This window comes from Sphingobacterium athyrii (assembly GCF_003071065.1).
Classification (GTDB): Bacteria; Bacteroidota; Bacteroidia; order Sphingobacteriales; family Sphingobacteriaceae; genus Sphingobacterium; species Sphingobacterium athyrii.
Map to the genome: position 1 here is coordinate 115,515 of NZ_QCXX01000009.1, position 18,925 is coordinate 134,439.

Sequence of the window (18,925 nt, forward strand, 5' to 3'; positions counted from 1 at the left end):
AATTTGTAAGGGGAAATCAATAATCTGAATCCGTAAATATCCGGTTTTACTTTAGGGTCGTGCATTAAACTAACTATTAACGCCACTTAATAAGTGGCGTTAATAGTTAACAATTGTAATAGTTTATTAGCTATTTTATCAGTAGTGTAAGTGTATTCGCTCACTATCTGATTTTACAGCGGTATTAGAGGGTTTCTTTAAGCCATGTAAAGAATTCTCTCTGCCAGACCTGCGCGTTCTGCCCAGACAATACCCAGTGGTTTTCATCAGGGAGATAAACAAGTCTGCTCTTTATTTTTTTCAACTGAGCAAGTTGAAAGGCTGCTAAACCCTGTCCTATTGGAACACGATAATCTTTTCCGCCTTGAAAAATCAGAATAGGCGTATGCCAGTTGTTTGCTTTTTCAATCGGATTAAATTCGGTATAGGATTTTTCATTTTTGTTATCCCAGTATGCTCCGCCTAATTCATGATTTGCAAAGAATAGCTCTTCTGTGGTGCCATACCAACTTCTCATGTCAAATAAACCATTGTGCGCTATGAAAGTTTTAAAACGGTTTTGATGTACGCCAGCCAGTTGGTAAACCGAATAGCCGCCATAACTGGCTCCGATTGCTGCACGGCGAGCTGTGTCAACATATGATTCCTTGGAGATATCATCTATTGCAGCTAAATAATCTCTGATCGGCTGACCGCCCCAGTCTTGGGAGATCGCTTCGTTCCATTTGACTCCCCAGCCCGGCATACCTCTACGGTTTGGTGCGATAACAATGTAGCCTTGGGATGCGATCAACTGTAGGTTCCAGCGAAATGAATAAAACTGGGTGAGTGCCGATTGTGGTCCACCTTCGCAGTAAAGTATTGTTGGATATTTTTTTGCGGGGTCAAAATTTGGCGGATAAATTACCCATGAAAATAAATCTGCGCCATCAGATGATTTTGTAATCCGTTTCTCAATTTTATTTTCAGCAATTGTTGCATACTTGTCATCATTCACCTTGGTGATGGCTGTCAAAGATTTATTTTTGAGATCGAAGCTGAAAATTTCGGTCGCACGTGTAAACTTTGTCAATGTGACGATCAATTTATCCCCAGTTTGCCCTACAATACCTGTAATATCAAAATCTCCGGTAGAAATTTGCTGGATCTTTGGAAGATTTTTCGATTTGACATTCGAAGGTACTTCCAGTTCGAATAATTGTACGGTGCCTTTGATTGCAGCAGTAAAGTAAATCTTACGATTGTCGTTGCTCCAGATAAAACTGTTGATTGTGCCATCCCAATGTGAAGTCAAATTTAAACGGATAGCGTTGTTTTTATCAAATAAGATGATGTCATTTTTATCAGATTCGTAGCCCTCAGTTTTCATGCTGAGCCAAGTCAGACTTTTTCCGTCCGGCGAATAAGCTGGTGCGATGTCATAACCATTCATGCCCTCAGTAAGGTTAGTCGTGGTTCCGGAAGAAATCTCATAGCGGTAGATATCCGTATTCGTGCTTACAGCATAATCTGTTCCGAAGTTTTTCTTGCAAACATATAATACCGCTTTACTGTCAGGAGACCAGATAAAATCTTCTGCACCGCCAAAAGGTGCCTGTGGACTATAATAGGGCTGATCTTTGAGCAGGTCTACCGGTTCTCCTATTTTACCATTGCTATAACTGGCAATAAAAGGATGATTGAATTTACCATCATTGAAGGTATCCCAATGACGGTAATCTAAATTATCATAGATATAGGCATCAGACTTCGGCAATTCTGGATATTTGTCAGTACTGTGGTATTTTTTGATCAATACGGGACGGCTAAAAAGAATATGCGTTCCATCCGGAGAAAATTTAACATTCTCCAAAGCCATCTCACCGGATGTCAGTTGTACTGCTTCGCCTTTGGTCAGATTTTTTTTCCACAAATGACCTTTTGATAGGTAGATCACATCGCCATTTTTTTCGATTTGAACTACCGTTTCCCCTCCCTTTTGATCAGTTAATTGGCCAGTCGTACCATTGGTCAATGAAACTGTAAAAAGATTCTTCTCACTTGCATTGCTTTCCAGGTTGTAATTGGATACACCGTATACCAACGTTTTACCGTCTGAGGAAAGTCCTTCAGCAGATACCCGTCCGAGCTCCCAAAGCTTACTGGGGGTAATAGGTTGTGGGTTTTCTGTAACCATTTTAAAACTGGATTTTCCACCTTTGCTTTCTTGCGCATTGCTAAGGTTGCATGCCATAATCGCTAATGTAAATATTGTAAGTTTATTCATCCGCATAAATTATTTATAAGTGTTGTCCCATCGGTATAAATGAGCTCGTTTCACTCGGTTTGTTTATTCATTATTTCATTTTCCCTTTAAGGCATTCATGCTGCCTTCGGCGGTTTCAATGGTGATGAAGCTATCAGATTTATTCATCGAGTGGATGTTTTAAGCGGTATTCATGAGCTCGCTTTGCTCGGTTATTCACTCTCCAGTGCGATTGAATAAATCATGTATAATGCTGAAAAATATCCCTGCAAGTTACAGATTTTGCGAGTAAATGCTAAGTAAAGCATAAAAATAGCCGCCTTATTTTTGAAAAGGCGGCTATTGGGAGACGTAGGTTTACTTTTTAATTAATATTCGGATAATGACCCAGTAAATTTTCAGATGTTGTCTATTGATCAGCATGGTTGTTGTCAAATTGATACCAGTTAATTTTTGTAGAAACACGCATCAGGATTGCCAAAATGATGAAAATACCAATTGTCCCTGCAATGAGTGAGTAGTCCCGAAGTTGCATAAGTAGGTAGATGAACAGATAAAAAGTACCTAAGATAGCTCCGAACAAAAGGGCCGTTTTAGGATCTTTGGTAATCGCTTTGATAAAACTTCCAATAAGCAATACAGTTGCGATCGATGCAATTAGATAGGCCGGATTAAATCCGATATGCTCTGATAAAGCTAATAGTAATGTGTAAAAGAGTACCATGGCGGCTCCGATCAGTACATATTGAATAATATGTATTCTTTTTTTCTTGATTATTTCGGTGAATAGAAGCGAAGTGAAGGTCAATAAGATGATCAATATACCATATTTAGCAACCCTGGTTGTTTTTTGGTAATTGTTGATGTCTGGCAGAAAATTTATAGTAATCATATCCGAATTCACCAAGATGTCGCTGGGTATAATGGGGCTGGATGCAGTACTCGTAGCAGCTTGTGTAAGTTCAACGTCATCTGTTAAACTTCCCTTGTGCTTTTCGAAACGATAGATTGGAAGGATATCCCCTGACCACTGTTGTGGTAACTTACGACTAAAAGAAGGAATTTCCCAAGATGCTGAGAAATTAGTTTTGTCAATTGTTCGTTTGGTTGGTAAGAATGCGCCGACAAAGCTCGGATTGGCCCAATTCCCTCTAGCGGAAATATTTGTTTGATCACTGAGCGGTACAAAATTCAAAGATTTAGATCCTTTGAGGTTTAGTGTGATTTTGAAGTGGTTTTCATTTTCGTTGGGGCTGACAGAAATGGGGCAAACTAAATTTTGACTGAATAGTTTGAGGTTGTTAAAATCAGGATCAAAAGTCAACTCTTGCCCATTCCAGCTAAGGAGAGGGCGTTTGCCCAGTCCTTTAAAATCTTGTATGCCAAATACAAGCCGGCTTCCTGTCCAATCTATCCTTTCGGCGGGAATTTCCAGTTTTGTTACATCAATTTTATTGAAACGTCCGTCTATCGAAATACTGCTATTATATACTACGGAGTTATAGATGCCACGTGATAATTGTTGTGGGCTGATGTCCGTGGTGATATTAGCGTTTTGGGGGAGGATAAAGATCCATTTTGTCTGTTTGTATTCTAATGTCGTAGCATCATTAATTTTTTCAATTGGCTTCTGAATAGTTTCGCGGTAGGGGATTGCTAAGACCGGGCCGGAAATAACTTGTTCTTGCCCCCAGTTAAGAGCGATGTCTTCGGACACACTTTGTTCTCGCGTTTTGCGTTCCTCAATCAGATCGCTGATTAGTGTCAGCGGTATGAGCAAGAGGAGCGAAAGAAATAGAATGACAAATAACTTTAGGACAGTTGAGTTGCTAATTTTATCAAATAGCGAATTTTGCGCTGTACTGAATGACGTGTTACTATTGTGATTTTCCATGATTTCATTTGTTTAAGTTTATTTGAATATTTTTACTATATAATGCAATTTGGAATTCAGTAAGTTGGTAATGAAGTATATCCTTAAATTCTATATGGTGAAATTTTTGTAAGGATCGCCCCTTGTGAAAAGTTTTTTTGTAATATTTGAAATGTTCTGGAAAAAGGATGCCTCCGATAACGATCATTCCGATCAGATAAAGGCTTATTTTTCCATTTCCCAATAAAAGATATTGCATTGCAATTTCATCTTGTATTTCGGTTCCTGTTTCCGTTATAATATGAAACACATCGTGATTTTCCAATTTAGCCATAACATCAAATCCCTTACTCAAGTAAAAGAGACCTAAACCATGACCGATGCTACCAAGAGGGTAGGCTAGAAATTCTTCTTTGCTAATTCCCCATGCTTTTTTGTTCCATTTAAAAATATTTGCATACACGCTGGAAGACCAGTTGTAGAGGTGCAGCATAAGTTTTAATCGAGTTCCTTTCATTTTTTTTGTTGTTTTAAAAGTACTTTGATTTTCAAAGTGATTGAATAAAAAAATTATTTGTATTGTTGTTTTATTAAATTTTCTAATGCAATAAGATGATTTTCAAATGCTTTTAATCCTTTTGTCGTTCTTTTATATCGGGTATTGGGTTTGCGGTCAACAAAACTTTTTTCCACGACAATATATTCTTCTTTCTCCAATGTTTTAAGGTTAGAAGCTAGATTACCATCGGTTACATCCAACAATTCTTTCAGAGAATTGAAGTCGTATTCTTCATTCGCTGCAAGAACACTCATAATCTGTAAGCGGACTCTGTTTTCAAATACTTTGTCATATAAAGAAAGATCCAATTTCACGATTCGTACTTTTTGTAAACGATAAAACCATAGATGATATGTAGCGCACCAAAACCCAATCCCCATAATAGCAGTCCGTGGTCAGGAAGACATAGTGCCAGTAGTCCTAAGGATATCTCAAGTATGCCTAACCACCTCACCTCAGTAAAGGTATAAATGCTACCAGCAGCCAAAGCTACACCATAGAAAATAAGCAACATCCCTGCAATCAAATGATAATAACCCTGAGCAAGCAGGATTAGCACCAACAGGCCTCCAGTTAGCAATGGGATTGAAACTGCAAATAAAAGAGATTTGCTCGTAATGTTCCAAATAGACTGTCGACTTTTCTTCGCTTTTTTACGTGCCATGAGCCATCCGGTCAATAGTGAGAGAGCAAGAATGAAAATAGCAAGTATTAGAAAGATATTTAATAACGTTAGATCGCCTGTGAATTGATTGTTCAAGGCTTCAGTATTGGTCGTAATGTAGTAGCCAAGTAAAGTGCCTAATAAAGCATAACAGCCAATGAGTACACCTGACAATCCGCTTATAGAAACAAATTTGGAGGATTTTTCCATCAATGATCTAATCTGTCCAAGCTCTTTAAATAAATCTTTCTGTTCCATAAAAGTACTTTGATATTCAAAGTAAATGAATAATAATGAATTATGCAAGAGGAGAATAGAATATTGAAAAAAAATAAAAAAAAGAGTATAAAATACTTGCAAGATATAGGTTTGGTTTCTATCTTTGTGGCATCAAAAGAAATCCTAATGCGGAAGTGGCGTAATTGGTAGCCGCACCAGACTTAGGATCTGGCGCCGCAAGGCGTGGGGGTTCGAGTCCCTTCTTCCGCACTTGATGTCCTCCCGAACTTAAAACCTCGGGAGGATTTTTTTATGAATGCGATATAGCTAAAAAGAGTATGAATATTTCACACGAGAATGTAGATGCAATCAATGCGGTAATCAACGTCGCATTAGCACCTGAAGATTATAATCCTCAAGTCGACAAAGAGATTAAAGCGCAAGCTAAAAAGGCAAAATTACCGGGTTTCCGTCCAGGTCAAGTTCCTGTGGGACATATCAGACGTACCTATGGTAAATCTATCTTATTTGATGAGATCAATAAATTGGTGAACGATAAAATCACGAATTATATTTCAGAAAATAAATTAGAGGTTTTGGGTCAGCCGCTTCCTTTGGAAGACGATGCGCAATATAGCTGGGATTATAAAGACAACTTCAATTTTAAATATGAGATTGGTCTAGCACCTGCTTTTGATTTGCCTTTTACAGCTGAGACTGAGTTTGCTGTTTACGATATCAAAGCTGACCAAGAGACTTTGGCGGATCGTATCAAAAACTTACGTCGTAGCTATGGAAAGATGACCAATCCAGAAGTATCCGAAGAAGGTGATGTATTGTATGCAACCTTAAAACAAGATAAAGAGGAAGGTCTTGAAAAAACAACTTCAATCCGTACGGATATCGTTGAAGATGCGAAAATCAAAAAATCTTTGGTAGGTCTTAAAAAAGACGATACTGTTAAAATTGATGTTAAGAAAGCTTTCAAAACTGAAGATTTAGCACGTATCTTGGGCATTACTGAAGAAGAAGCTACAGCTTTGGATGTAACTAAATTTGAGTTGACTGTTAAAAATATCAACCGTTTAGAAGAGGCTGATCTTAATCAAGAGTTTTTCGATAAATTATTTGCTGAAGGTGAAGTCACTGAAGAAGCCCAATTTACGGAAAAAGTAAAGGAAGAAGTAGAAAACTTATTTAAGCAAAACTCAGATCAAAAACTACGTAATGATATGTATACTTTTGGTATGGAGAAAGTAGACGTTACATTCCCTGAAGAGTTCTTGAAAAGATGGTTGAAAGCTACTAACCCTAGCATTTCTGAGGAGGAGCTTAACGAAGGTTTTGCTGATTTCTTGAATAACTTGAAATGGACAATCATAGAAAACCGTGTTGTTACTGAAAACGGTCTTGAAGTTAAATATGATGAAGTAATCAATTTAGCGAAGGAACGTATTTACGCACAAATTAAAATGTACAATATCAACGAAGAACCTTCTGATGAGCAATTGAACCAATTTGCAATTCAATTGTTGCAAGACAGAGAGCAGGGTAATCGTTTATTCGAAGAAGCTAAAGCTTTAAAAGTATTTGATCACCTAAAAGGTTTGGTGAAATTGAATAGCAGCGATATTGAATTTAAAGAATTCGAAAAATTAGCGTAAGCAATTTTAAACAAAAAAAAGGCTTCCAAATATCTTGGAAGCCTTTTTTTTTGTGTCATCGATCGCTTTTGTTTTATCTTTTTGGATCTCAATTGAATTTGATTGATGGGTTGTAGTATTCTCCAATCACTCACATACTTTGTCGCTAATAGTAAATAGTCCAGATTTGTCACTACTTATATTTTAGTTCTCTACTGTTAGTTTGGTTGGCTTTTCTTTACCTCTGTTTGTGCAGGAACAATGCTGTTATTTTTCTTTCCTATAGGAAACAGCCGCTTTATAAATTCGGAGAACGAGTTGAACTCTTGCCGATATAATAGTCCAAAGGCGCTGATGTATTCCCCGTCATTTGGACTAAGAAGAAAATTTCTTGTATTTAAACGGTTTGATGCCCGAAGGACGAGACGACCGTCTTTGCGTAAATAAAACATTGCCTCTGCATCAGTAGAGACACGGTCTGAGAATACATTCAAGTCAGTTAGGGCCTGACTTCGACGGTCTGAAATACCGCCAGTAAGAACCAGTCTGTCATTAAATAAACGAAGCGAAGCGGATGCATCATTCAGTGACTTGATATTGATGTCAAAGAAGTTGATATTGAGTGATTGCGCGATAATATTATTGATTTGATTGAACGCAATTTCGGTTCCTGCAGATAGTAATGTGTTATTTACCTCTTTTCCAAAATCACTTTGTGTGCCGGGAGTGAAGCTACGCCTTACAATCAAACTAAGTGCTTGCTGGTTAACATTGTTGGCATCAGAAAAATATCCCTGCAACTCATCCTTGACACCTGGGTTTTGTGGGAAATTGATATCAAATGTAATGTCTGGCTGACTCAACTGCCCTTTTAAAATCATATCTGCCTGCGCTAATACACGCTCAGGGTTTTCTTCCCTTCCTGCAGCATTATAGAGTGGCGCTAAGCTTGTTCTTTGTTGGTAAATTGCATTGATATTAATATTTGCCTCAGCTGGGTTACCCGCCCATCGCACGGTACCGCCTTCCTTTAAATCAAAAATTTTGTTGATGTAATCCTGTGCCGTGAAATTAAACTTCCCGCTGTTAATGATAAAGTCACCGAACATTTCAAAATCTCCAAGCGAAGATATCCGCATATTGAGGTTACTATTTCCCTTTCCGGATAATTCACCCATACTAGAAAAAAGGTTGATTTCGGCATTTGGTGTGATCAGCAGATCCATGTTCATTGTTAGCCCGCCAAAATCACGTTTCTTTTGATTTTTCTTGATTTTGGTGGAATCTTTTTCAATGAAATAGATAAAATCACTATCCGAGATTGTACTGGCGCTATTAAAGGGTATATTGATGACAGTATTTTCCTCTGACTTAGCACGTATATTGATATTCATTGCAGATGTCAGACCCTTGAACTGGAAATTTCCGGAAGCATATGCGGTACCATAATAGATGTTATTATCTTTTATGGTTGTATTCAATATCATGAAATTTTTTGCTTCAGCAGTTACATCTATATCAGGATCACTTAGCTTATTGAGGTCAACAACGCCGTCGATTGTAGCCACATTATTTTTCTGATCATATATTTTGAGCCCCGTAAGGAATATTCTATTGTTGGTCACATTGATTTCATCGGAAAGGCGATAAGGCGTCTTTAGGTAATTGATAACCATTGACGCATTGTCAAGCTTTCCGGTTCCGCTAATTTTAGGATTTAGGATATCGCCCGCAATCGCTAAGTCTGCATTTACTTTGCCCTTAATATTTGATACCAAGCTTCGTAGAAATGGTTGAAAAACGAATACGTCTGTATTTACTAAAGTAGCTTTAAGGTCAAGCTTATTACTTTCGCTTAAATGATTGTAAGATCCAGTGAGTTGAATGAGTTTATCACCTTCCTCTATTTTACTATCGAGTTTGACGAGTTGGTTCTCCGGATCGTAATTGGCACTGAGTGCTAATGCGCCAATCGGAATATTGTTGTAAAGGATAGGAGAGGTCGTAATATTGGCGACGACAAATGGGGATTTAAAAACCGAGTTGACTTCGATCTTTCCATTTAAGTTACCTGATAAATTAATCCCGTGGGGCTTCGTAATCCCATTTAGGGAGGTGAGATTGAAGTCCTGGAATTTTAAATTGATTTGATCTGAAATGTTATTTGACAGGATGCCATCTATATGTACTTTTTGCTCGGCATGGCTTAACGTGAGTTTCTCGAAATACCATTTTCCCTTTGAAATTTTCAATTGCGCATCGTTATTTACAAGCCATTGTTCTTTGTTTATCAATATATTAGATGGATAGAAATTGATGAAGGCTGGCTTTGCATGTGCAAATCGAATAACACCATTTAGATCTAAACTATTGCTTGCTTCCAATTCTGACATCTTAATGTTGAACTGTAAGCTGTCATTGACCAAGGTGTTTGAAATATTAACATTCTTGATATATGTGCTATCGGTAAAATTGATCTGATCTATAGACGTTTGTAACTCCATATTGTTTAAATTGGCGTTTTGGTCTATAATCAGATGGGTGAGACGAATACCGTTATATTTGAATTCAGGGGCATAAAAGTTAAAATTTGCAGTTTGCTTCTCGCTGGCAAATTTGGCATTCAACGTTGCCCCACTATCCAGAGAAATATCTTTTCTAAAGAATGTCGCAATGGGTCTGAATGATTTGATATTGACATTAAGGTCAAAATCCTGACGGTTGAACTCGCTCTTTTCAAATCCTATTGCCGGAGCGTAGCGCATGGCGAGAGCCTTAAAATAGGGGACGATCGTATTTAGATCTATTCTCCCCTTGAGATCTATATGTCCAATAGCGGATTGTAGTGTAAGCGACCGCGCCTCTTGATCTCCTTCTGCAAGGAAATTAATATTTTTAATCGCAAATTTACCTTTGGAGGAAGTGAAACTTACACTGTCAGATTTAAATTCCCCTGTAATGTCATTGATGTTGTCTCCAATTAAGCTCGTATGGAATTTAGTATCAATAATATTGATTGAGTCCCCATGGAAGAAATTGAGCTTTTTTAAATTAGCCTGTTGGATATCAGCATCCAGATGATAGTCCGGACGGCTGGACCAATCTATGTCAGTGGTGAACTTTAATCTGAGGTTTGGGTCGTTTACTTCCCCTGAGCCAAGAAATAATTGTTTGTCTATATTTCCATTTACTCGTATTTGCTGATAGGTATATTGCTTAAAATTGAAATTAGTGAGATTGCCGGCGACATTCAGCTTTAGGTGCTTGGGATCGGTACCTACTCCATCAAGCTGTAGGTCGAAGCCCGAACTGCCGAGATCTTTTACCTTTGTTATTTTACCAAGATCAAATGTTGGTGATTGAAACTTACCAGCATATTTGATTTCTTTACGTAGATCCAATGTTCCGTCAGCTGTAACATCGCCGATAGCTGTGGTGAAGCTTCCTTTTGTTTTAAAGTTGTTATACTGACCATTTAGACTGCCTTTGAACGCGAATTTATTGAAAAGGGCAACCACTTCAGGAAGTTTGAAGTTTTTTAAATGGCCAAGCTCGCGGATAACATTTTCAAGATCGCTATATTCAGAGGCAATTAAAACCTTGGGAACAATAAACTCTGTTTTGTCAATATCAGGTAGGCCGATAATTTTGAGATTACCCGCTAACTTCGTGTTTTTCCCGATGGTCAAATCTACCTGTGAAGCATTGATAGCTGAAACGGTACCTTCCAGATCGGATTTTTTAATCTTTACATCAAACTTGACCTGGTGCATGGGCGAAGAAAAGAAAGCGATATCTTCTGAGTGTATGTGCGAGTCGCGCGCCTGTATCTTTACATTGACTTTGTGAATAAAGTCCGAAAAATCCGAAAAATTAGTATAGCTTAATTTTAAATAATTCTTGAATGTGGAACGGTTGGTTGTAAGCATAAGGTCAATCAGTTCAATGCTTTTGGTGCTGACTGAGGCATGGGCCAGGAGCCCTTTGATAACCAAACCTTTTTTCTCGTTAAGATTGAATGTTTTGATATCCGCTGAGATTTGATTGGAATCAATTTTTATATTCTTAAAGTGTGCATTGAGTTTGGATATACCCAGATCGCCAAAGTCCACAACTTTATTGTAGTGTTTTTGTTTGTGATTAACGTAGTTAAAGGAATTGTTATTGATGATGAGTTCTTTAACATCAAAAATTATTTTTTTTGAGCTTTTCTTCTTTTCCTTTTTCGGTGGGTTGAAATACCGGATTAAAAATGAGATGTTGCTGCTGTCCTTAAATTGTTCGAAATTACTTTCCGTATTCTCAATTTTCAATTTGTTGATGACTACTTTATTTAATTCTATCAGTTGCGATAGATTGACACTGGCTTCAATTTTTTCGGACTTTATTATTTTTTTGCCCTCCTGTGTATAGATTTCGAATCCTTCTATAACAAGGGATTTGAAGGGTTTAAAATAGATGCTTTTTAAATTGATTTTGGTATCGAGCTCGTTGGATAAATAGTTGACAGCCTTTTGCGCAACAAAGTTTTGTACGGGCTTTAGCTGTAGCGATAATGCCAATGCAAGCAGTATAATGAATATACTACCCAGGACTATTGACATTATTTTAATTATTTTTTTGATACTTTTGTATTCTAATTTATTACCTCTAGCTATGGCTATTATTTTAGGAATTGAATCCTCTTGTGATGAAACCTCCGCTTCTATTTGTATTAACGGTGAAATTCATTCAAATGTTATTGCGACTCAGGCAATCCACGCAAAATATGGTGGAGTAGTTCCCGAGTTAGCTTCACGTGCCCATCAACAAAACATTATTCCTACGGTGGACGAAGCCATTCGTCAAGCAAAAATAAGCAAAAATCAAATAGATGCAGTGAGTTTTACACGTGGACCTGGATTATTGGGCGCTCTTTTGGTCGGAACTTCTTTTGCTAAATCATTTGCGCTTGCACAGAATGTCCCGTTAATCGATATAAATCACATGCAGGCGCATATTTTGGCCCATTTTATTGAGGAACCAAAGCCAAGTTTTCCTTTTTTGTGCCTTACCGTTTCGGGAGGACATACACAAATTGTCTTGGTAAAAGATTACTTTGAAATGGAGTTATTGGGCGAGACACTTGACGATGCGGCAGGGGAGGCCTTTGATAAAACAGCTAAGGTTTTGAATCTCCCTTACCCCGGTGGGCCACTTATCGATAAATTTGCAAAGGAGGGGAATCCCAGTTCCTACAAATTACCCGAACCGCAGATACCTGGACTCAACTTTAGTTTTTCCGGATTAAAGACAGCTATACTTTACCTTGTTCAAGATCAGCTAAAATTGAATCCTGATTTCTTGACAGAAAATATGGCAGATCTATGTGCCAGTGTGCAATCCCGCATTGTTTCTATCTTATTGAACAAATTGAAAAAGGCTGCGAAACAAACTGGGGTAAAGGATATTGCCATAGCGGGTGGTGTTTCAGCAAATTCAGGACTCAGAAAGGGATTGATCGAAATGGGAGAGCAATATCATTGGAATGTTTTTATCCCAAAATTTGAGTATTGTACAGATAATGCAGCGATGATCGCCATCGCTGGATATTATAAATATCTGAAAGGAGAGTTTGTCGGGCAGGATGTCGCTCCGATGGCTAGGATGCATCTTTAAGAGTAAAGAATTGTTCCTTTAATGAATTGGATTAAGGGAACAATGTCTTGTTTTATAAGGGTGAACTATAGCCATAGGCTTGCGCAGCTGAGCTAAATTTATCTTTCTTGGGTTGATAGAAATTTAATTCATAACCCTCAGCACCCCAAAAGATGCTCACAAAACTAACACCAATTTCTGAACGCAATACGGTGAGAACCTGAAAAGCCTCATTATCAAATTGTCCGCCATCATCGACTCGCCAAGTACTAATGTCATCGTAAGTGGCCGGAAAATCCAGATTAATCAGCTGATCTTCTTTAGCATAGGAGAATACAGCTAGCGCTGAGTCCTGCTGATTTTCAAAAACTGTTAGATTGAACTCAGCTTTGTCTTTCAGTACAGCAATGGTTGTACTTTTATTGATTTTCCTATTGTATTTTTTTTCAAGTTTTTCTTTAATTTCCGGACTTGTTTCATGCTGAACTTTTGTAAAAGGTTCAATTTTATATTCATTCACGAACGACTGATTGACGAGCATTCCGAAATCTCCCGACTTAATTTCATTTTTTATCGTAAACAATGAACCTTCACTATTTGCAAAGTTTTGGGCTGTTTGTCTGCCATTACTCTCTTTATTATCCGTTTTGTTCTGTATAAATTCCAGTGGGCTAACTTGATCTTCGATAATGACATAATTGTATTTTTCGGGACTTTCCATCGCCTGATCCATAGGAAGGGCAATTAGTGAATCTTTTTGTTGATTCAAAAAGCCAAAATAAGGTGAAATCATCTGTTCTTTATTTTCACTCTTAACCGATGGTTTGGATTGGTTTTGACTGTTGTCACAACCATATAATGTTAGTAGAAGAATAGCTAAAAAAAGTGATTTCATAAGCGTGTGCAAAAATTTTATGAAATATAAGGGTTTCGCGCATCATAATGAAAAGATTTAAGCTTTAATGTTATGATGAACTCAAAATTGAATATCTATCGCAAAGAATGGCTGGATGTTATCTTTGCAGGCCGCAACAAAATGTATGGTGCTTATGAATTGCGGAATTTGTCAAATAGAGCAACGAATGTGGGGCTGGCCATCGTTGTTTCTTTTGCGTTCCTTTTGATTGCGGGGTCCTATGGCTATAGCAGATACTTTAAGAAAGCTATACCTGATACAATTACTACAATTGAAGTTCTAACTCCCGAGGATCTCAATGAAATTCAGAAGGAGGCTGACAAAAAAGAGGAGGTGAAAGAAGAGCCTATTTTAATGCAGGAGAAAGCACCGCAACAGATAGCACAGGATCTTTCGAAGTTTGATTTGGTGCGTATGCCCGAGCCGAAGATTACAAAAGCAAGTAAAGTGACAGAGGATGTTGCTACGCAGGATGAGCTGAATAAACCCAATACAATGACTGCTCGTATTACATTAAAGGCGAATGCTGCCGGAACACATATTGCACGAGGTGAATTTGGTTCGTCTAAAAAGGATGGCGGAATTACCGGGCATAAAGAGGGGGCCGTGTCAGGAGGAGGAACAGATGGAAATGCTGACCAGCCTTTTATTACGGTGGAAATCATGCCCACTCCGGTGGGCGGACTGCCAGCTTTCATGAAATGGGTTTCAGAAAATTATGGTTTTCCACAGTCAGCTTTGGATCAAGGAGTATCGGGCGTGATCGAAGTCTCTTTTGTTGTAGAGCGGGACGGATCCTTGACTGATATTGCTGTAAAACGCGATATGAAGTTCGGAACGGGGGAGGCTGCGATCAACCTATTGAAAAAGGCGAGAAAGTGGAAACCAGGTGTTCAGAACGGACGTGCTGTGCGGGTGGCTTATACATTACCTATCCGTTTAAGCGCAGTATCCCAATAATATCTTTCTTAACTTTATTTAACAGATGACGTTTTAAACTTTTGGTGGTCAAAAACACTCTTATAGATAAATAGGTTGAAAAGATGACCTATTAAATTGATAGATTGTTGATTTATAAAAATAGAGAGATGAAAAAATTGATGTTAAGTTTGGCGTTATCCGGATTAATGTTAACAGGTTTCGCGCAGGAGAAAGAGGATCTTAAATCAGATACCAAAGAAATGAGTGCACCAATAAACAGGCATTCGAAAGATAGAAAGCATGATGGCTTAAAAAATAAAAATCCCGAAGAATTGGCTAAGATCAAGACAGATCGCATGGACCAAAAGTTGAAGTTTACAGATCAACAACGTAAAGAGGTGTATGCATTTCATTTGAAGCAAGCACAGGATCATAAAAAAATAGCAGCAGAGCGTAAATTGTATCGCGAAAAAATGAGAAGACAACGTGCTGCTGATCATAAAAAAATGATGGCTTTATTGACTCCGGAGCAACAAAAGACATTGAAGGATTCTTACGCTGAGAACCATAAAATGCACAAAGAGCATTGGAGAAAGGATCGACAAATGCGGAAAGGAGATTTTCAGAAAGGTGTGAACGAGAAAGCAGTTGACGCTGAAGCGAAAACAACATAAGGTTAATAAAAAGAATAGTTTTCATATTAATAATTGGTGAGTGTTAGTTGAAAGGGGGATCATAGATCCCCTTTTCTATGTTGATATCAATCAAGTTAACACAGCATTTGGCTTTATGAATCTTTATTTTTTTGCTGTTCCTTCCATTGTCTAGAAAAGGATTTTTCCGCTAGCTTCGGTAGCTCCCGTTGATCGCCCCAGGTTTTCTTAAAAAACTTTCTAAGGAAAAAGTTCTTGAATTTTCCACCAAAAAAATCAATTAGTTTTCGGCGTTGTATTCCGTATGTGAACCAGCTCCAGACTTTTTGTTCCGTTTTCGTCGATAAGCCCTGTTCCACCGAATCCTTTCGGTTGACAAGAAGCATGCGTTGAATATCGATACCTACAGGACACACTTCAGTGCATTTACCACAGAGGGTGGACGCATAGCTTAAATGTTTAAACTCCTTCATCCCATTTAAATGAGGTGAAATTAAAGACCCAATTGGTCCCTGATAAGTTGTTTCATACGTATGGCCGCCGATATTTTGATAAATAGGACAGACATTTAAACATGCTCCACAGCGGATACAATATAGCCCCTGACGTTGTTCTTTCTGCGCAAGGAGATTACTGCGTCCATTGTCAAGCAGGATAACATACATTTCTTCGGGGCCATCAGATTCATAAGACTGTTTTGGTCCTGTGAGTAGGGTGTTATAAACTGTTAAGTTTTGACCTGTACCGTGAGTGGATAAAAGTGGCCAAAATACTTCTAGATCCTGTAGCGTGGGGATGATTTTCTCTATACCCACCACAGCAATATGTGTTTTTGGAAAAGTGGAGGTCAGACGTGCATTCCCTTCGTTTTCTGTAATCGCTATACTCCCTGTTTCAGCGACTAAAAAATTAGCTCCTGTAATACCTACTTCTGCTGCTAAATATTTGTCTCTTAATAATTCGCGAGCTTTCAGTGTCAAATGTTCTGCGGATGCATCTAAGGGAGTATCAAATTTTTCATGAAAAAGCTTAGCGATGTCTTCCAGGCTTAAATGCATTGCAGGTGTGACAAAATGGTAGGGTTTCTGGTCTAGGAGCTGAATAATATATTCTCCAAGATCAGTCTCAATGGCTTCTATGTTTTTGGATTCCAGAAAATGATTTAATTCAATTTCTTCCGTAGCCATAGATTTAGATTTTACAATCGACCGTGTTCTTTTTCGTTCGATTATTTTATAAATCTCCTCACGCGCTTCGTCGGCATCATTTGCCCAGATTACTTTTCCGCCACGTGCGGTGAAATTTGCCTCAAATTGTAATAGATATCGATCGAGATTTTCCATTACTTTCCATTTGATCAAATTTGCTTTGGTTTTGGAGTTATCGAGGTCCGCAAATTTGCTTTTCCCTTTTTCGAAAGCAATACTGTATTTGTCGATATTGTAATTGATAATATCGCGATGTTTGGTGTCAAATGCTTTCTGTGCACTTTCCTTTAAAAACGTATTTGCCGTACTCTCTGACATCTAATCTGCTGATTTTTCACAAAAAAAGTTGGTCGTTTCCTACCAACTTTTAAATATAGTGTTAATAAATTGTTTCTCGAAAAGCGAGCTTGAAATTTATTCTTTTATATTAATATTTAAGCTCAATTCATCCAATTGTTCTTGGTGAATAGTTGATGGAGCATCAATCATGATATCTCTTCCGGAGTTGTTTTTTGGAAAGGCAATCACGTCACGGATCGTATCTAAGCCAGCTAATAGCGATACAAGTCTGTCAAAGCCAAACGCTAAACCACCGTGTGGAGGAGCGCCATAGGTGAATGCTTCCATCAAGAAACCAAATTGTTTCTGTGCTTCTTCCGGACTAAAGCCCAGGTGTTTAAACATAAGGGATTGCAGCTCTCTGTCATGAATACGGATAGACCCGCCGCCCACTTCTACACCATTTAAGACAAAGTCATAGGCATTTGCTCTCACCTCGCCAGGATTAGTATCCAATAATGGAATATCTTCTGGTTTTGGTGAAGTAAATGGGTGGTGCATCGCATGAAAACGGGCGCTGTCCTCGTCCCATTCCAATAGCGGGAAGTCAATGACCCATAGCGGAGCAAAAGTATCTTTGTCCCGAAGACCGAGTTGGGAAGCAACCTCCAAGCGCAATTCATTCAGTTGTTTACGAACTTTATCCTTGTTGCCAGCCATAATTAATAATAGATCTCCAGGTTTCGCGTGGAACTTGTCTGCAATCGTCGTTAACTGCTCTGGCGAGAAAAACTTGTCTACCGAAGATTTCACTGAGCTATCTTCGTTGACACGTGCATATACTAAGCCTGTCGCGCCGATTTGTGGACGTTTAATAAAGTCTGTTAAAGCGTCCAGTTGTTTTCTGGTATAATGTGCACAATTTTCGGCATTAATACCAACAACCAGTTCCGCTGCATCAAATACAGGGAACCCTTTTTCTTTTGCAACGTCATTTAATTCGACAAACTGCATTCCGAAACGAATGTCAGGTTTGTCCGATCCGTAAAGACGCATGGCATCGGCATAAGTCATACGCGGTACAGATCCAAGATCAATCCCTTTGATCGTTTTGAAAATATGCTTTGCAAGTCCTTCAAAAATATTTAGCACGTCTTCCTGTTCTACAAAAGACATTTCACAGTCGATTTGAGTGAACTCCGGTTGGCGGTCAGCACGTAAGTCCTCATCGCGGAAACACTTAACAATTTGAAAATAGCGATCAAAGCCAGATACCATTAATAATTGTTTAAATGTTTGTGGCGACTGAGGTAGTGCGTAAAATTCGCCTGGATTCATGCGGGATGGTACCACAAAATCCCGCGCTCCTTCAGGCGTGGATTTGATGAGATAAGGTGTTTCTACTTCTAAAAAATTCTGAGCGTCAAGATAACGGCGTACTTCCTGCGAAGTTTTGTGTCTTAAAATAAGATTCTCTCGTACCGGATTCCGACGTAAGTCCAGATATCTGAATTTCATGCGGATATCATCGCCACCATCGGTTTCATCTTCAATTGTAAATGGAGGTAACTTTGCCGCATTTAATATTTCAAGGTTTGAAACCTTGATTTCAATATCTCCCGTAGAGATTTTAGCATTTTTATTGGAACGTTCAATAACCTCTCCGGTTACCTTTATGACATATTCTCTTCCCAGTTCACGGGCACTAGTGCGTAAAGTCGCATCATCATCTGCATTGAACGTTAATTGTGTGATACCATATCGGTCTCTAACATCGATGAAAGTCATACCGCCCAAATCGCGGGATTTCTGAACCCATCCACTTAGGGTAACCGTTTTCCCTAAGTCAGCCAATGTTAATTCTCCACAAGTGTGTGTTCTGTGCATATCTTAATAAAATAAAATTTATGCAAAATTATTGGTTTTACTCGACAATAACGAATTCTACAGTTCTTATTTCAGTCAGGTTCTCCCACTTTCAACCACGCTTTCAATTTTTCATTTTCTAGCGCTCCACTTTCTCCCATTTTTCTAAAAAAAGGGAGTAAAATTATATTTCTAAAGAGGAAAATTTTACAATTCGTTCCCGTTTTATGCAAAAATATACG

The 18,925-nt window shown here is 38.3% G+C and carries 13 protein-coding genes and 1 tRNA gene; 5 read left to right on the plus strand and 9 right to left on the minus strand.

What is annotated here, in order from left to right; genetic code table 11:
• Window positions 1-184: 184 nt before the first annotated feature.
• The 5 genes from DCO56_RS25295 to DCO56_RS25315 all read right to left on the minus strand — a co-directional run bounded on the left by DCO56_RS25295 (window position 185) and on the right by DCO56_RS25315 (window position 5,599).
• On the minus strand, window positions 185-2,266 hold the full coding sequence (locus DCO56_RS25295) for a S9 family peptidase (RefSeq protein ID WP_108636482.1): 2,082 nt from the start codon (window positions 2,264-2,266) through the stop codon (window positions 185-187).
• 388 nt (window positions 2,267-2,654) lie between these two features.
• Window positions 2,655-4,139 (minus strand): cell envelope integrity protein CreD, encoded by a 1,485-nt coding sequence (gene creD / locus DCO56_RS25300; RefSeq protein ID WP_108636483.1) that lies wholly within the window; start codon window positions 4,137-4,139, stop codon window positions 2,655-2,657.
• A 4-nt stretch (window positions 4,140-4,143) separates the two neighbouring features.
• Window positions 4,144-4,635 carry a hypothetical protein gene (locus DCO56_RS25305; protein ID WP_108636484.1) on the minus strand — a complete coding sequence of 164 codons (492 nt, stop codon included), beginning with the start codon at window positions 4,633-4,635 and terminating at the stop codon, window positions 4,144-4,146.
• Between the two features lie 53 nt (window positions 4,636-4,688).
• Entirely contained in the window at window positions 4,689-4,991 is a 303-nt protein-coding gene (locus DCO56_RS25310; protein ID WP_108636485.1) for a winged helix-turn-helix domain-containing protein, read from the minus strand.
• Complete coding sequence (locus DCO56_RS25315; protein WP_108636486.1) at window positions 4,988-5,599, minus strand: hypothetical protein; 612 nt, start codon at window positions 5,597-5,599, stop codon at window positions 4,988-4,990. The genes DCO56_RS25310 and DCO56_RS25315 overlap by 4 nt, the downstream gene beginning before the upstream one ends.
• A gap of 149 nt (window positions 5,600-5,748) precedes the next feature.
• On the opposite strand from DCO56_RS25315, the gene DCO56_RS25320 reads away from it, so the two are divergent.
• Both DCO56_RS25320 and DCO56_RS25325 read left to right on the plus strand, forming a co-directional pair.
• Window positions 5,749-5,830 (plus strand) — tRNA-Leu (locus tag DCO56_RS25320).
• Window positions 5,831-5,898: 68 nt separating this feature from the next.
• Window positions 5,899-7,224, plus strand: coding sequence for a trigger factor (locus tag DCO56_RS25325; RefSeq protein ID WP_108636487.1), 1,326 nt, complete (start codon window positions 5,899-5,901; stop codon window positions 7,222-7,224).
• A 197-nt stretch (window positions 7,225-7,421) separates the two neighbouring features.
• On the opposite strand, the gene DCO56_RS25330 is transcribed toward DCO56_RS25325, so the two are convergent.
• Window positions 7,422-11,807 carry a translocation/assembly module TamB domain-containing protein gene (locus DCO56_RS25330; RefSeq protein ID WP_108636488.1) on the minus strand — a complete coding sequence of 1,462 codons (4,386 nt, stop codon included), beginning with the start codon at window positions 11,805-11,807 and terminating at the stop codon, window positions 7,422-7,424.
• A 52-nt stretch (window positions 11,808-11,859) separates the two neighbouring features.
• On the opposite strand from DCO56_RS25330, the gene tsaD reads away from it, so the two are divergent.
• Window positions 11,860-12,861 carry a tRNA (adenosine(37)-N6)-threonylcarbamoyltransferase complex transferase subunit TsaD gene (gene tsaD / locus DCO56_RS25335; protein WP_108636489.1) on the plus strand — a complete coding sequence of 334 codons (1,002 nt, stop codon included), beginning with the start codon at window positions 11,860-11,862 and terminating at the stop codon, window positions 12,859-12,861.
• A 52-nt stretch (window positions 12,862-12,913) separates the two neighbouring features.
• On the opposite strand, the gene DCO56_RS25340 is transcribed toward tsaD, so the two are convergent.
• Entirely contained in the window at window positions 12,914-13,735 is an 822-nt protein-coding gene (locus DCO56_RS25340) for a hypothetical protein (RefSeq protein ID WP_108636490.1), read from the minus strand.
• A 72-nt stretch (window positions 13,736-13,807) separates the two neighbouring features.
• Here DCO56_RS25340 and DCO56_RS25345 point away from each other — a divergent pair, with 72 nt between their 5' ends.
• Both DCO56_RS25345 and DCO56_RS25350 read left to right on the plus strand, forming a co-directional pair.
• Window positions 13,808-14,716, plus strand: coding sequence for an energy transducer TonB (locus DCO56_RS25345; protein WP_108636491.1), 909 nt, complete (start codon window positions 13,808-13,810; stop codon window positions 14,714-14,716).
• 128 nt (window positions 14,717-14,844) lie between these two features.
• Window positions 14,845-15,351, plus strand: a complete 507-nt coding sequence (locus DCO56_RS25350; protein WP_108636492.1) for a hypothetical protein — start codon at window positions 14,845-14,847, stop codon at window positions 15,349-15,351.
• A gap of 113 nt (window positions 15,352-15,464) precedes the next feature.
• Here DCO56_RS25350 and DCO56_RS25355 read toward each other — a convergent pair whose 3' ends face one another.
• A complete protein-coding gene (locus DCO56_RS25355) occupies window positions 15,465-16,856 on the minus strand; it encodes a LutB/LldF family L-lactate oxidation iron-sulfur protein (RefSeq protein WP_108636493.1) in 1,392 nt (463 codons plus the stop codon).
• 96 nt (window positions 16,857-16,952) lie between these two features.
• Window positions 16,953-18,704, minus strand: coding sequence for an aspartate--tRNA ligase (aspS, locus tag DCO56_RS25360; protein ID WP_108636494.1), 1,752 nt, complete (start codon window positions 18,702-18,704; stop codon window positions 16,953-16,955).
• Window positions 18,705-18,925 lie beyond the last annotated feature (221 nt).

Coding starts and splice junctions, on each gene's coding strand:
- DCO56_RS25330 (WP_108636488.1), bottom strand. CDS start 11,807: ATGTCAATAGTCCTGGGTAGTATATTCATTATACTGCTTGCATTGGCA.
- DCO56_RS25340 (WP_108636490.1), bottom strand. CDS start 13,735: ATGAAATCACTTTTTTTAGCTATTCTTCTACTAACATTATATGGTTGT.
- DCO56_RS25325 (WP_108636487.1), top strand. CDS start 5,899: ATGAATATTTCACACGAGAATGTAGATGCAATCAATGCGGTAATCAAC.
- tsaD (WP_108636489.1), top strand. CDS start 11,860: ATGGCTATTATTTTAGGAATTGAATCCTCTTGTGATGAAACCTCCGCT.
- DCO56_RS25315 (WP_108636486.1), bottom strand. CDS start 5,599: ATGGAACAGAAAGATTTATTTAAAGAGCTTGGACAGATTAGATCATTG.
- DCO56_RS25305 (WP_108636484.1), bottom strand. CDS start 4,635: ATGAAAGGAACTCGATTAAAACTTATGCTGCACCTCTACAACTGGTCT.
- DCO56_RS25355 (WP_108636493.1), bottom strand. CDS start 16,856: ATGTCAGAGAGTACGGCAAATACGTTTTTAAAGGAAAGTGCACAGAAA.
- creD (WP_108636483.1), bottom strand. CDS start 4,139: ATGGAAAATCACAATAGTAACACGTCATTCAGTACAGCGCAAAATTCG.
- DCO56_RS25345 (WP_108636491.1), top strand. CDS start 13,808: ATGATGAACTCAAAATTGAATATCTATCGCAAAGAATGGCTGGATGTT.
- DCO56_RS25295 (WP_108636482.1), bottom strand. CDS start 2,266: ATGAATAAACTTACAATATTTACATTAGCGATTATGGCATGCAACCTT.
- aspS (WP_108636494.1), bottom strand. CDS start 18,704: ATGCACAGAACACACACTTGTGGAGAATTAACATTGGCTGACTTAGGG.
- DCO56_RS25350 (WP_108636492.1), top strand. CDS start 14,845: ATGAAAAAATTGATGTTAAGTTTGGCGTTATCCGGATTAATGTTAACA.